13 protein-coding genes and 1 riboswitch are annotated in these 13,379 nt (G+C 71.2%); of the genes, 5 read left to right on the top strand and 8 right to left on the bottom strand.

What is annotated here, in order from left to right:
- Positions 1 to 59: 59 nt before the first annotated feature.
- Complete coding sequence (locus ABII15_RS00905; protein WP_353940281.1) at positions 60 to 1,832, bottom strand: subtype B tannase; 1,773 nt, start codon at positions 1,830 to 1,832, stop codon at positions 60 to 62.
- A 173-nt stretch (positions 1,833 to 2,005) separates the two neighbouring features.
- A riboswitch (ZMP/ZTP riboswitch) is annotated at positions 2,006 to 2,095 on the top strand.
- 21 nt (positions 2,096 to 2,116) lie between these two features.
- On the opposite strand from ABII15_RS00905, the gene ABII15_RS00900 reads away from it, so the two are divergent.
- Complete coding sequence (locus tag ABII15_RS00900) at positions 2,117 to 3,028, top strand: bifunctional 5,10-methylenetetrahydrofolate dehydrogenase/5,10-methenyltetrahydrofolate cyclohydrolase (protein ID WP_353940280.1); 912 nt, start codon at positions 2,117 to 2,119, stop codon at positions 3,026 to 3,028.
- Here ABII15_RS00900 and ABII15_RS00895 read toward each other — a convergent pair.
- A complete protein-coding gene (locus ABII15_RS00895; protein ID WP_353940279.1) occupies positions 2,984 to 3,292 on the bottom strand; it encodes a hypothetical protein in 309 nt (102 codons plus the stop codon). The genes ABII15_RS00900 and ABII15_RS00895 overlap by 45 nt on opposite strands.
- 193 nt (positions 3,293 to 3,485) lie before the next feature.
- Between ABII15_RS00895 and ABII15_RS00890 the strand changes: the two genes are divergently transcribed.
- Positions 3,486 to 4,445, top strand: coding sequence for a pyridoxal-phosphate dependent enzyme (locus tag ABII15_RS00890; protein ID WP_353946929.1), 960 nt, complete (start codon positions 3,486 to 3,488; stop codon positions 4,443 to 4,445).
- A 38-nt stretch (positions 4,446 to 4,483) separates the two neighbouring features.
- On the opposite strand, the gene ABII15_RS00885 is transcribed toward ABII15_RS00890, so the two are convergent.
- Both ABII15_RS00885 and ABII15_RS00880 read right to left on the bottom strand, forming a co-directional pair.
- The gene (locus ABII15_RS00885; RefSeq protein WP_353940278.1) at positions 4,484 to 5,416 is read right to left on the bottom strand and encodes a hypothetical protein; all 933 of its coding nucleotides are present in this window, start codon (positions 5,414 to 5,416) and stop codon (positions 4,484 to 4,486) included.
- A gap of 107 nt (positions 5,417 to 5,523) precedes the next feature.
- A complete protein-coding gene (locus ABII15_RS00880) occupies positions 5,524 to 6,090 on the bottom strand; it encodes a TetR/AcrR family transcriptional regulator (protein ID WP_353940277.1) in 567 nt (188 codons plus the stop codon).
- 281 nt (positions 6,091 to 6,371) lie between these two features.
- Here ABII15_RS00880 and ABII15_RS00875 point away from each other — a divergent pair, with 281 nt between their 5' ends.
- Both ABII15_RS00875 and ABII15_RS00870 read left to right on the top strand, forming a co-directional pair.
- The gene (locus ABII15_RS00875; protein WP_353940276.1) at positions 6,372 to 7,508 is read left to right on the top strand and encodes an oxygenase MpaB family protein; all 1,137 of its coding nucleotides are present in this window, start codon (positions 6,372 to 6,374) and stop codon (positions 7,506 to 7,508) included.
- 127 nt (positions 7,509 to 7,635) lie between these two features.
- A complete protein-coding gene (locus tag ABII15_RS00870; RefSeq protein WP_353940275.1) occupies positions 7,636 to 8,049 on the top strand; it encodes an ATP-binding protein in 414 nt (137 codons plus the stop codon).
- 54 nt (positions 8,050 to 8,103) lie between these two features.
- Here the strand turns inward: ABII15_RS00870 and ABII15_RS00865 are convergent, their stop codons facing one another.
- The 3 genes from ABII15_RS00865 to ABII15_RS00855 all read right to left on the bottom strand — a co-directional run bounded on the left by ABII15_RS00865 (position 8,104) and on the right by ABII15_RS00855 (position 11,592).
- Positions 8,104 to 8,445: a DUF5713 family protein gene (locus tag ABII15_RS00865; protein WP_353940274.1), complete on the bottom strand. Its 342-nt coding sequence runs from the start codon at positions 8,443 to 8,445 to the stop codon at positions 8,104 to 8,106.
- A gap of 116 nt (positions 8,446 to 8,561) precedes the next feature.
- Positions 8,562 to 10,058: a carotenoid oxygenase family protein gene (locus ABII15_RS00860; protein ID WP_353940273.1), complete on the bottom strand. Its 1,497-nt coding sequence runs from the start codon at positions 10,056 to 10,058 to the stop codon at positions 8,562 to 8,564.
- A gap of 172 nt (positions 10,059 to 10,230) precedes the next feature.
- Positions 10,231 to 11,592, bottom strand: coding sequence for a beta-propeller fold lactonase family protein (locus ABII15_RS00855; RefSeq protein WP_353940272.1), 1,362 nt, complete (start codon positions 11,590 to 11,592; stop codon positions 10,231 to 10,233).
- A gap of 506 nt (positions 11,593 to 12,098) precedes the next feature.
- Between ABII15_RS00855 and ABII15_RS00850 the strand changes: the two genes are divergently transcribed.
- Positions 12,099 to 12,851: a hypothetical protein gene (locus ABII15_RS00850; protein ID WP_353946928.1), complete on the top strand. Its 753-nt coding sequence runs from the start codon at positions 12,099 to 12,101 to the stop codon at positions 12,849 to 12,851.
- An 89-nt stretch (positions 12,852 to 12,940) separates the two neighbouring features.
- Here ABII15_RS00850 and ABII15_RS00845 read toward each other — a convergent pair whose 3' ends face one another.
- Complete coding sequence (locus tag ABII15_RS00845) at positions 12,941 to 13,324, bottom strand: hypothetical protein (RefSeq protein WP_353940271.1); 384 nt, start codon at positions 13,322 to 13,324, stop codon at positions 12,941 to 12,943.
- Positions 13,325 to 13,379 lie beyond the last annotated feature (55 nt).

Here is a 13,379-nt window from a genome sequence, read left to right as displayed (position 1 = left end):
GGGGAAGCACCTGCCGGCCGACGTGCCCGAGCGCCCGTACCCGTACCGTCGCGTGCGCCTCACCGGTGCGCTGAGCGGAGCGGGTCACCGGCCCGCTCGACGGCCCCGGCGATCCAGGCCATGGCCTCCGGCACGTCGTAGTTGCCCGCGTGCGGCTGGTTCCAGGCCAGTCGGAAGTCCACGTCACGGACCTGCGGATCGGCCTCCAGCGCCCGGTCCAGGTTGATGCCGATGACGAACGAGGTGTCGCGGTCCCTGGTGCCGTTGCGGACGTACCAGTTCGGCGCCGTGTCGGCGCTCCTGGTGCCGATGAAGTCCATCGGGTCGATGAGGTGGAGCTGGTCGTCGACGGTGGTGCTCTTCCTCGCTGTGTACTGCTTCCAGGTCAGGCCGGTGTCGTCCAGGCCGCTGCCGTCGCCCGCGACATCGTTGTGGTCCCAGCCGAACTCGGTGTAGTTCAGGTACTTCCGGGTGTACGGACCGAACAGGTTCGTCTCGGTGCCGCTCGTGGTGTTGCCGTACACCCCGACCGCGTCGAACGCGGGCGTCGTCTTCAGCGTGGCCTGGGTGGCGACGAACCTCAGGTACTTCGTCATGTCGAGCGAACGCACCTTGTTCGTGGCGTCGTCGACGTCCAGCCAGTCGTTGACGTACGACTTCGTGGTGGTCCCGCCGGGACCGCCGGAGGTGATGACGAAGTTATCGCCGAGGGCCGGGATCGTGTGTGCCGGGTCGGCCGCGAGATACGTCTCCGCCGAGCGCACGACCTCCTTCTTGATGGTGGCGAGCATGGTGCCGGCCGTGAGCCGCGAGCCGTCCGGGTCGCGCAGGCCCAGGCTCCTCTCGTACGCGGGGAACTTGGCCGCGATCGTCGCCGCGTCCGCCGCCCGCGGGTTCGAGCCGGTCGCGTCCCGGGTGCCGAGCGCGTTGTACAGCCACTCGTAGGCGACGTCCGCGTTGCCGAGATCGGTGATCGGGCAGTACGCGTTCACCGCGAACACGTCGTCGCGCAGGGTGCTGCGTCCCTTGGCGTCGATCCCGGCGGCGCCGATCGCCGCGAGGTACGGGTCGTACGCGCTGTCGTTGCCGGACGCGCCCAGGATGGACGAGAGCGCGCCGCCACCGCTGGTGCCGTTGACGACGATCCGCTCGGCGCTGCCCGGCATCGCGCTGTCGTTGAGCCGCAGATAGCGCACCGCCGCCTTCGCGTCGACCGCCGCGGCCGGTGCCTTCCCCGGCGACGAACCGTCCGCCCCGACCAGCCCGCGGCTGCGGTTCGCGACGTCGACGAAGACGTAACCGGCCTTGAGGGCCGCGCCCACATTGCTCGTGGTGCTGGAGTAGGCGGCTCCGGCGGTGACGCTCGCCTTGAGGTAACTGGCCATCCAGCCGGCGTTGTTCACCGCGAAGTAGATCGGCGCCCGCTGGTCGCCGAAGGCGCTCTCGGGCACGAACACGTTCATGCTCTGGTAGCCGCAACGCGTGTCGTCGATGGTGGTGCTCCCGCCGATCCCGGACTGCTGCGCCGCGGCGGCGACCGGGTCGGCGACGTAGCAGAGTTCCCTGTACCAGCGGACGTTCACGGGCCGGCCGTCGACCGTGACGGTGATCGACGTGTACGCGCTCCTGTCGAACGCGAGCGCCGCGTCCTGCGGGTCCGCGCCCCGGTCTCGCTCGAACGAGGTGGACGCGACCGCGAAGGAGGCGGGCGTCGCGGCCGCCGTCAGCGCGAGCGTGCCGACGAGCGCCACACCGCGCAGCAGCCGTCCGAGGGCGTGACGTCCGGTGGGGTGGAGCGCGGTGCGTCCCGTGGACGCCGAGAGCCGCTGCATGGAGTCTCCTCATCGCGTGCCGAGTACTTCGCCGTTGCCTCGGGATCGAGGCCTCGCACACGTTACGAGCATGGCAACAATCTGCACAGCGATCGTGCGGACATTTTTGTTGACGATTTATGTCGGACTCTGGGGAGACCGTGGGCCTGAGCATGCGGCGTCCACTACAGTCCGGGGTGGACCGTGACTGGCGCTGAGGTGGAGCACCACCGGGGAGCGGTCTGACGAGACGTCGTTCGTTGCCGTGCGCCTGGGCGAGTGGTCAGCAACGCCTGGAGGCGACGATGTCCGCGGTTCAGACGGCCCGGCTCATGGACGGCACCGGCCTCGCCGGACGCATCATCGAAGAGGCTGCCGCCAAGGCGGCGGAGATCGCACGGAGTACCGGAAGCAGTCCCTGTCTGGCGACGGTGCTCGTGGGGGAGGACCCCGCGTCGGTCACGTACGTGCGCATGAAGCAGGCGCGGTGCGCGAAGGCGGGCATCCGGTCCCGGCACATCGGTCTGCCCGCCACCACCACGACCGCCGAACTGATCGACACCCTGGCCGGCCTGTCCGCGGATCCGGACGTTCACGGCATTCTGCTCCAGCATCCTTGCGGCCCGCACATCGACGAGCGAGCGGCGTTCGAGGCCATCGCCCCGGAGAAGGATGTCGACGGGGTCACCATGCATTCGTTCGCCGCGATGAGCTTCGCGCTGCAGGGCTTCGTGTCCTGCACCCCGGGCGGAATCATGCGTCTCCTGAAGGCGTACGACGTCGACCTCGCCGGCAAGCACGCCGTCGTGGTGGGGCGCAGCGCGATTCTCGGCAAGCCGGCCGGGATGCTCCTGTTGGCCGAGAACGCGACGGTGACGTACTGCCACTCCCGCACGGCGGACCTGTCGGCCTTCGTCAGGGAAGCGGACGTCGTGGTGGCGGCCGTGGGGCGGCCCCGGCTGATTCGGGGTGAGGACATCAAGCCCGGCGCGGTGGTGATCGACGCCGGCTACAACCCGGGAAACGTCGGCGACGTGGACTTCGACACCGCCTCCACCCGCGCCCGGTTGATCACTCCGGTGCCGGGCGGCGTGGGGCCGATGACCATCGCCGTCCTGTTGGCGCAGACCGTCGACGCCGCCGCGAACCAGCTCGGCCGGTCGACGCCGGTGTCAGAGGGCCATTCCGTACACGATGGTGAACAGCGTGCCGAGTGAGCCGATGATGAACACCCCGGTCAGCCCCGCGATGATGAGGCCCTTGCCCTGCTCCGCGCTGAACGTGTCGCGCAACGCGGTCGCGCCGACGCGCTGCTTGGCGGCGCCCCAGATCGCGATGGCCAGACAGAGCAGGATCGCGACCGCCATCACGACCTGGACCATGGTCTTGGCCTCGGTGCCCAAGGAGCCGAAAGGGCCCCAGTCGGGCGCGATCCCTCCGATGATCGTGGTGATGTCGCCCTTCTCGGCCGCGAGCACCATGGCGTCCTCCCTGTGGTCGGTGACGTCGTGCGAGCCATGGTCCCAAATCGGCGGCGGGATTTCTCCCCTCAACGACCGCTTTCCCGCCGCCCGTTCCCGAGGATCCTTCCCCGGGGCGCGGGCGGCGTAGGATGATCGATCTGCTGCCGATTCGATCATTGCGGCTCGCGTCGTGGGGATGGAGGCAAGGGTGCTGATCACTGTCGCGGACGTGGAGGCCGAGGCCGAGCGGATCGCGGGACACGTCGTACGGACCCCGACGCTGTCGAGCCCCGGGCTGTCCGGACTCCTGGGCGTGCCCGTCACCACGAAACTGGAACTGCTCCAGCGCACCGGCTCGTTCAAGGCGCGCGGCGCCGTGGCGAAGCTGCTCACCCTCACCGAGGCCGAACGGGCCGCCGGAGTCGTGGCGGTGAGCGGCGGCAACCACGGCATCGGGGTCGCGGTCATGGCCGGGGCGCTGGACGTCGAGGCGACCGTCGTCATGCCGCGGTCCGCCCCCGGCCGTGCCGTGGACATCGCCAAGGCCTCCGGGGCGAGCGTCGTGCTGGCCGACACCATGGACGGCGCCTTCGCGCTCATGGACGAACTCCGCGCCCAGGGGCTCACCCTGGTCCATCCCTTCGACGATCCTGTCGTCATCGCCGCCCAGGGCACGGTCGGCCTGGAACTCGCGGAGGATGCCGGGGAGCTCACCGACGTACTCGTCAGCATCGGCGGCGGCGGACTGATCTCCGGAGTCGCCGCCGCGCTGCACGCCCGCCGCCCCGGTGTGCGCGTCTGGGGAGTGGAGACCGAAGGCGCTCGGGCCATGTCGGCGGCCCTGGCCGCCGGCGGGCCCGTGCCCGTCGAACTCTCCTCGGTCGTCTCGACCTTGAGCGCTCCCAGCGTCTCGCGGCTCACCTACGAGCATGTCTCGGCCCTGGTCACCGAAGTCCTCACGGTGACCGACGCCGAGGCCGTCCAGGGCACCCTCGACCTGGCCGACCACGCCAAGGTCTGGGCCGAGCCCGCCGCCGGATGCCTGCTGCCGGCGGCACGCCGCGTGCTGGAGCGTGTCGGTGACGGCGCCAGGCTGGGCCTGGTGGTCTGCGGCGGCAACGCGACGACCGCCGATGTGACCGCCCTGGCCGACCGGTTCGGGCTGCGCTGACCGTCAGGGCGGCTTCCCGGCGGAGCCCGGCACGGGGTTCAGCGTGCGACGCGCAGGTCGCCGCGGACCTTGCCCGTCAGCTCCGCCGCCTCACCGGTCGACAGGCCGAGGATCCCGTTGTACGGAGTGACCAGCGCGATGGTCGAGTAGTCGGCCCAGCCGCACACCGTCGTTTTGATGTCCTCGCTGGTCTCGTAGTTGTCGACGTCCAGTTCGGCGCACATCATCACCGCGCCGTCGAGCGAGTCGGCCTCCGCGTCCTCGGCCACGCCCAGCAGGGTGACGATGTGGCTGGTGCCCTTCTGCGAGGCGACGGCGAGCCGGTCCGACGTCTTGGCGAAGTAGGAGACCAGGGCCGACTTGGGGTCGGCGATGTCTCCGTACGCACCCGTGACGGTGAAGCGCGCGTGGTTCTTCGCGCTCCGCAGCTTGTCCTGGAGCTCGTCCGGGTCGGAGGCGTCGAGGTTGCCGAGGTACTCCTCGTAGTAGCTCGCGGCGATCGGCTCGGGGTTCTTGACGCCGATCTCCTCCAGTTCCTGGGTGTCCGCCGTCCCGAGGGTGCCACGGGTGTCGGACGCGTCGCCGTACCGGAAGTACGTGGCGAACGTCGTCGTCGACGGCGCGGTCAGCCTGTGCGGGCCGTCGTCCTTGAGGCCCTTCGAGCCGATGTACCAGAACACCGTGCCGCCGATCGCGGCCAGCGCCACCGCCACACCGGCGATGATGCCCCAGGTCTTCCCCGCACCGCCTCGGTGCGGCGGAGTGCCGCCCGGCTGCGGCGGCCATCCCCAACCGGCCTGCTGCGGCTGCCCGTACGGACCGGGTTGCGCCGGCTGTCCGTACGGCCCCTGCTGCGGCGGCCCGTAGGGGCCCGGCTGTCCCGGCGGCCCGTACGGACCCGGCTGCCGCACGACGTAGGGCCCGGGCTGCGGCGGCTGTCCGGCGTACGGGCCCGGCTGGTTGTGGCTCACTGCTGACGTCTCCTCGGGTACCGGTGTGTCCGGACATCCTGCCGGACACCGGGGACCGCGCGTCCCGCGGTGTCGGAACCGGCGGCGCCGCTCAGGGCGCAGTCAGGTCAAGTGGACGTCGGGCGGAGGTAGTTGAGGGTGAGCTGGCTCAGCTCCTGAAGGAAGTGGTCGCGCTGGACGGGGGGACGGTCCAGCAGGTAGCGGACCGTCAGGTGCTCGACGGTGCGGACCAGCATCCACGCGGCCGTGGGCAGCGAAAGACCGGGGCGGAGCTCGTCCCGTCGGGTGGTCAGATAGGCGAGGACCAGCTCGCCGATGCGGTCCTCGAAGATCCGCAGGGCGCGCCCGTCGTCCAGCTGCGGACCGTGGACGACGGCCGCGCGCAGGAACGGCTGCTCCACGTCCAGGCCGTCGAGCAGCGCGGCCAGCGTCGCGCGGACGATCACCGGCGCGGGCTGCTCGAACTGGCCCGTCATCCGGGCGGTGATCCCCGCCACCAGCTGGTCGCTGTACCGCTCGAGCACGGCCAGGACGATCGCGTCCTTGTGCGGGAAGTACTGGTACAGCGAGCCCGGGCTGATCCCCGCCGCCGTCGCGATGCGGCTGGTCGACGCACCATCGTAACCGTGCTCGGCCAGTACCCGCGCACCCGCTTCCAGGATGCGCTCCACCATTGCCCGGGACCGCTCCTGACGCGGAACCCGGCGCGCGCTGAGGCGAGCGGCCGGTGCGTGCCGGTCGTCGCGGCCGGGCGATGACCTGGGCATCAGAAGACGAGTTGAACGCGAATATGAGAGACCGTCAGCATCGACTCATGGTCGCACACGAGCCCGCAACGCGAGATGTCTCGGTCGAGCCGCATCGGACGAGCACGCCTCCGCCCCCGTACCCCCGGCGCTTCCGTGAGACGGAACGCCTCAACCGCCGCCTGGGAAGACCCCTGCGCCTGCTGCGCGTGAGCCGCGGCCGCGTCGACGAGCGCCTGCTCGCCACCATCGGCGAACGGCTCACCGCACGCGACGAGCTGGGCGCGGCCCTGGCGGACGCCCTGCGCGCCACCGACGCCGGGCAGCCCGGCAAGGTCACGATGAAACAGTTCCGGCGCGCCCTCCAGGACGGCGTCGACGCGGTGCCGGACGCGCCCCGGGCGCTGCGCGACTTCTTCGCCGCGGTCGAACCGGTCCCGGACTGGGTGGACTTCGACCTGGTCGAGGAAGGCGGCCGGGTGGCCCGCAGGTTCGGCCGCAACACCGCCGACGTGATGCTCCAGCTCGCGCTGATCGGCTCGTACCGGTTCGACGGACCGCCCCGGCTGCTGGTCGAGACCGGAGGGCTGGTCGGCGGCTCCGCGCTGCGCCGGATCGCCGAGACACAGCACTGGGCGACCGCCGTCACCGCCCCCGGCGCCCTGCGCCGCGAGGGGGAGGGCTTCCGCCTGACGGTGCACGTCCGCCTCATGCACGCCCTGGTCAACCACCGGTTCGAACACGGCGGGGGATGGGACGCCGGACGCTGGGGCCTGCCCGTCAACCAGTCCGACCTCGCGGCCACCCTGGGCCTGTTCAACGCCGTCCAACTGCTCGGCGTCCGCCTCCTCGGCGTGCGGGTGACCCGCGCCGAGTCCCGCGCCGTCATGCACCTGTGGAAGTACGTGGGCCATCTGCTGGGCGTGGACGAGGACTGGCTCTTCGACCACGAGGCGCAGCAACACCGCCTGAACTACCATCTGCTGCTCACCCAGAGCTACGGCGGCTCGGCCGGTCCGCCGCTGGCCGGCGCGCTCGTGGAGGCCCAACGGCACCTGCACTTCCGGCACTTCGCCCGGGTGCGCCGCGCCTATGCGCGGGCCCGATTGCTGAGCATGCTGCGCTTCTTCCTCGGCCGCCGGGGCATGCGCGACCTTGGCCTGCCGCACGCGCTGCCCTGGGCCGTGCCGCCCATCGTGGCCGCCAACGTCCTGCGCTACCGGATACTCGGCCGCACCGAGGCGGGGCGCGCCCGCCTCCAGCGCCGCGGGGAGCGCTTCATCGCACGGCATCTGCGGCGCCACTTCCACGAACGGACACCGGACGTCGCGGCGTTCGACATGTGACGACGGTCGCCCGCGGCTCTTCGACGAAGAGGCCACGTTCACATCGGACAAGTGAATGATGTGCACGTCCGTACGTGCATCGGCCGATTCGGGGCACGCGAGAGTGGACACAGAAAGGTGGACCATCGTGGCGGATTCCTCGCTCAGGGCTGTGGGGTGGGCGCGCTCCTTGCCGATCAGCAGCGGCGTCAAGGCGGCCCGTGACTGGACGCGCTCGCACATCGAGGACCTGGAGTGGTCCCGAAGCGCGCCCGACACCGTCGACTCGGTGCTCCTGACGGTCTCCGAGCTCGTCACGAACACGCACATCCACGCTCGAAGCACCGCTCAGCTGGTCCTGGCCTGGGACGGCGAGTGCCTCCATGTGACGGTGCACGACAACAGCCCTCAGATGCCCAGACCGCGGGAAAGCGACGAGGAGGCGACCGGCGGGCGCGGCCTGCTGCTCATCGACGCGCTCGCGGACACCTGGCAGGCCCACGAGTGCCCCCGCGGCAAGGACGTCACGGCCTGCTTCCGGCCGGACATCTCCGGCCGCTGAACCGGGAGTCTCCGAGCCGCGACCGACATCGACCAGCGGCGCGCGCTCGGACGCTCACCAGTCCCGGGTGGCGATCAGTTCCTCGGCGTCGGCCTCCGTGAACCCGTAGGCCGACGCGACGAACCAGAAGTCCTCGGCGATCTCCTCCCGCGCCACCGTCTCTATCTCGCTGCCCGACGCCTCGAACTCCGCCTCCAGCAGGTTGAACTCCTCCGTCGCCGCGTGAGTGAGCACATACAGGGCCGCGAGGTCCGACGGCTGCTCGGCCTCGATCCGCTCGCACAGCCGAACCAGGATCTCCCGGCCCTTGTCGACGACGTGATCGGGGAAGTACGTGTCCGCGTACAGCGGCCGCAGGAACGCGTGCCCCGCTGCCCGCTCGTTGGTGATCGGCATGGTGCTCCCAAACCCGTAGAGGAACCGACGCGTCGATCATGCACCCCGCCACTGACAACGGGCTGCCGCCCGGCAGGGACGACCGGACACAGCGCCCGTCGGTGAACCAGCTGCCGCTACGCGTCCGCGACCCAGCTGCCGTGGAAGCCGAGCGGCACCCGGCCCGGCAGCCGGACCCGGGCCAGCGGACGACCGGTGAAGTCCTGTGCGGAGAGGATCACCAGGTCGGACGCGCCGCGATCCGGATCGTGCACGTAGGCGAGGACATAGCCGTCGTCCTCGTCGCGCGCCCCGAGGCGCGGCACGAACACCGGCTCGGAGGCGGCCGCGCCGCGCGGGAAACGGTGCACCTGCCTGGTGCCGCGCAGCATGTCGTGCTTCACCAGGCAGTTGCTGAACCTCTCGTCCGGCGGTACTCCGTCGACCGTCTCGTACGCGCGCCACATCTCGGCCGCGCTCGCCGCGTAACCGTAGCGGTGCCGGCGGGAGACGAGAGCCTCGTTGACGCGCGGGAACTCCTGCGGCAAGTCGTCGAGGCGGGCCGTGCGCACGTGCCCGGCGCGCAGATCGACGACCCAGCGGTCGAGTGTCGGGGCGCCGGTCGTCGAGGGACCGCCGCTGCCCCGGCCCGCCACAGAGAAGGGGGCGGGCATCGAGGTGTACTCGACGACGACGGTGTCTCCCTCGTCGTAGGCGTTGAGGGTGTGCGAGTAGAAGACCGGGTCGATCTCGAACCAGCGGGTGGCGCCGCCCGAGCGCGCCATGACCCCCAGCCGCATCGGATGCCGCTCGTTCCACACGTACGGCACCGGGGCGCCCGCCCCGGCCGCCGCCGCGTCGAACGTGACCGGCACGTCCACGAGCACGACGTACTTTTCCGTGAGCGCGAAGTCGTGCATCATCGGCGCGCCCGCCAGCGGAATCCGGTGGGTGCGCGCCACCCGGCCCGACCCGTCGATCACGAGGTGCCGCACGTGGTCCCAGGTCGGGTAGTACGCCACGGCGTGCAGCTCGTCGGCCGCCGCGTCGTACTTGGTGTGTGCGGTGAAGGCGCCATCGAGCGTGGAGCGGAAGTCGTACGGGCGCACCGTGCGAAGGTCGCCGTCCAGTTCATAGGGCAGCGGCCCGCTCTCCTGAAGCGCCAGGATCCGCCCCTTGTACGGGATCACATTGGTGTTGCACGCGAAGTCGTCGGGCGGCGCCTCCCCCGGGTACGGCTCGCCCAGTTTCCGCGCCACCTGCGCGGAGCGCACCCACCGGTTGCGGTACCACTCGGCACGGCCGTCGCGCAGGCGCACGCCGTGCACCATGCCGTCGCCGAGCATCCAGTGGTGGGCCCGAGGATCTTCGAGGCCCAGCGCGTTCGGACCGGTGCGCAGATAGCGGCCGTTCAGCTCGCGCGGCACGCGGCCGCTCACCGGCAGGTCGAACTCCGTCAGCTCCTCGCTGACGGGAGCGAAAGCCCCCTCCAGGAACGGCGACGACGCCGCGCCGCCCGAACCCTCCGCCCGGGCGGAGGGCGCGAGGCGGCCGGGCCCGAACCCGCCCACCACACTTCCCGCCGCCGCGAGCGCCGTGCCCCGCAGAACCCGTCGCCGCGTGTGACCGGCCATCATGTCTCCCTCGTCCGCCGATGTGTCCTGGACGAAATGCTGCTCGGCGCGCGGGAGTTCGGCAGGAGGGCTCGGCCCCGGACCGTGGTGTCACCGGGACCACCCCGGCGGGGTGTACCTGCGGCGCCCCCGGCGGGCCGCCGGCCCGGTCGGAGACGCCGCAGGGCCCGGATCAGGGGCAGGTGACCAGGACCACCGAGACGGCGTTGCAGGTGACGGATGCCGTGTCGTTGGCGGGGTTGGGATCGGACGGGGCGGAAGCGGTGCGCTGACCGGACACCTTGACCGGCCCGAGCGTCAGCAGGTTCAGCGGGACACGGAACGTCTTGTTCACGCTCGTGTTGTCGGCGATCGTTCCGTAGGTGCAGGTGACCGTGGTCCCGGCGGCGGTGCAACCCGCGGCGAGGTTGGTCGCCCTGGCGCCCGCGGGGAGCTTCGCGGTGAGGGTCGCGGACGTGACGGCCTTGGGGCCGGTGTTGCGAGCGGTGAGGGTGTAGGAGAGGTACGGCACCAGGATGCTCAGGTGCGGCTGGGCGGCGAGCCGGACGTCGACGTCGGCCCGTGCGGGAGACGGCGGGGCCGTGAAGGCCAGACCGTACGGGCCGGTGAACCCGCCGACGGTGGCCGTGACGTCAAGGGTCCCGGTGTCGATCACGGAGACGGCGCCGTCGTCCACGTCGGTGACGTAGACGGCCGTGCCGGACGGGGCCACCGCGACCCTGGCCGGGCCGTCGCCGACGGCGACGGTCGCTGTCACGGCCGAGGTCGCCGTGTCGATCACCTTCACGTCGTCGCTGCCCCGGTCGGCGATGTAGGCCCGCGTGCCCGACGCGTCGAACGCGACGCTGTTCGGGGCGGTCCCGACCGTGATGGTGCCGCTGACCGTCTTGGTCGCGGTGTCGATGACCGAGGTGGTGGTCCCGCCGCTGTTGGTGACGTAGGCGACGCTCCCCGAGGGGCTGACCGCCACACCGGAGGGCGACGCCCCGACCGTGACGGTGTCGGTGACCGTGCCGGTCGAGGTGTCGATGACCGAGACCGTGCCCTCGTTGTTGTTGGTCACGTACGCGGTGGAGCCCGACGGGGAGATCGCCACGCCGTTGGGGGAGTTCCCCACCTGAATGGTGGCGCTCACCGCGTTGGTCGCGGTGTCGATGACCGAGACCGTCGTCCCGCCGCTGTTCGCGACGTAGGCGAAGGCTCCGGACGGGGCGACGGCGACGTTGAGGGGATTGCTGCCGACGGGAATGGTCGCGCTGACCGTGTCGGTGTCCGTGTCGACGACCGAGACGGTGGCCTCGTCGAAGTTGGTCACATAGGCGCGCCCGCCGGCCGGGTCGACCGCGACCCCGACGGGACTGTTCCCGACCGTGATGCTGTCGGTGACCGTGTTCGTGCTCGTGTCGACCACCGAGAGGGTGTCCCCGTAGAAGTTCGCCACGTACGCCGTCGGACCGGTGGCGGCCTGCGCGGCCCCGGGGAGGGCCGCCATGCCCGCGAGCGTCAGCGTCCCGCCGACGGCGAGAGCGGTCATGCGCCGCCAGCCGGCCCACGGCGACCTGCCCGCTGCGAAACGTCCGACGCCTCCGGAGAACCCGGACGGTCTGGAGAGTGCACGGATCAAAGAAGTTCCCCTTCATCATGTCCGCACCCTGACAGCGGGGCCGGGAGCCCCCGAGGACCGGCAGCCGTGCGGTCGTGCGGGCCTCCACCGGCCGACGGCTCACCCACCGGCCGACGACAGAGCCCCCGTACCGCGCATCCCACGAGACACCGAACGCGCGTCAACACTGCGTCGGCCGGGACCGCGACAGCCCTGCCCGGTCGGAACACCCGGCAGAACCGTCACCTCGGCGACGTCACGGAATCATCCCGCCCTCTCCACAACCGAGTGGTCAAATCTTCACTGTTGTCCGAATACGAACAACAGCTGGCCGTTAGACAGCGACAACACCGCTGACATGGACGGATGTGGCCGGGTACTGTCGCGATCTTCGGGTGGCGCCACCACCCGGAGTCCCTGAGGTTGTGCCGAACACCATGGACATGGACGACAACTCCGCACGACTGAGGCTCGACCGCGCACTGGAGCGCGTGGCCTCCACGTTCCGCGGGGCGACCGCACGCGAGGACGAGGCGCAGTGCGACTGCCACTGGGGCGGTGAAGAAGAGCTCGCCCTGCTGAAGATCCCGGACGTCGAGCTGGGCCCGGACCTTCTGTACCGCACGTGGAATGCCTCGGACTGGAAAGATCACGGTGCGGTGCTGCGCCGCATCCTTCCCGAGTTCTCCAGGGCCTTGGCCGGTGGGCAGCCGATGTCCCGCATCGACGAGGTCGGGCGCTCGTTCAGCCGCGGCGGCTGGCAGGAATGGCCCGAGCCGCAGCGCGCGGCGGTGTGGGAGTTCCTGCACGCCTGGTGGGCGTGGACGCTGCGCGATCCGTCTCCCGCCGTTCCCGCGCACCAGATCCTCGCCCTGTGCGCCGAGGCATCCGCCACGCTGGGGCCGTGGCTCAGGGTCTGGGAGGAGGCCGATCACCGCGTCGCCGACCGGCACCTGGTCGTGGCGGCAGACCGCTGGGAGTACCACCTTCTCGGTGACGAACTGCCCTGGGACACCTGGGAGAACGAGGATGACCTGCGCGCGGAGCTCGCCACCTGGCTCGTCCGCCACGCCCCACCACGGCTACGGGCCCAGCACGCCCCCGACGAACTGCTCCACCGCATCCGCCTGATCGGACTCACCGGCCCCGCGCGCTGGTCGGACCCGCATTTCCCCAACCGCCGTTACTGAGCCACTCACCTCGGCGGGCGCAGGCCGGGGCAGGTCACCGCGGCGGTGCCGGCCGGGAAAATCCCCGGCCGGCACCGCCGCGTCCGCGGTCAGTTCGCGCGCAGGCCCCACCAGTGGGGACGAGCCGCGCGCAGCTGGCGTACGGGTTCGGGCAGTCCACGGAGCGATCCGGTGCCCAGGCGCAGCTGTTCGTAGGCGTCGGTGAGCCGGTGCCGGGCGCACGCCCCGATCGCTTCCTCCAGCTCGGCCGTGGTGTGTGCGGCGAGCAGCCGGCCCAGATGAACGGCGGCCCGCAGCCGGGCCGCGACCGCCTCGTTGCGGCGCCGCTGCCTGATCGCAGCGGAACGATCCTGCGCGGGCTGCCGGGGGACAGGGGCGCGCAGCTGGTCGAGGGCGGAGGTGAAGGTGGGCCCGGACGTTCGGGAGGTGCGGAGGGTGCGGCCGGCGTCTCGTGCGTCATCGTGTTCGCTCATGGCTGTCCAACGAGCAGGGCTCGTCGGGGCCACGGCGACCGCGGTGGCCGGGCTG

This window comes from Streptomyces sp. HUAS MG91 (assembly GCF_040529335.1).
GTDB lineage: Bacteria > Actinomycetota > Actinomycetes > Streptomycetales > Streptomycetaceae > Streptomyces > Streptomyces tabacisoli.
This window is presented reverse-complemented; position numbering and strand designations above follow the sequence as displayed.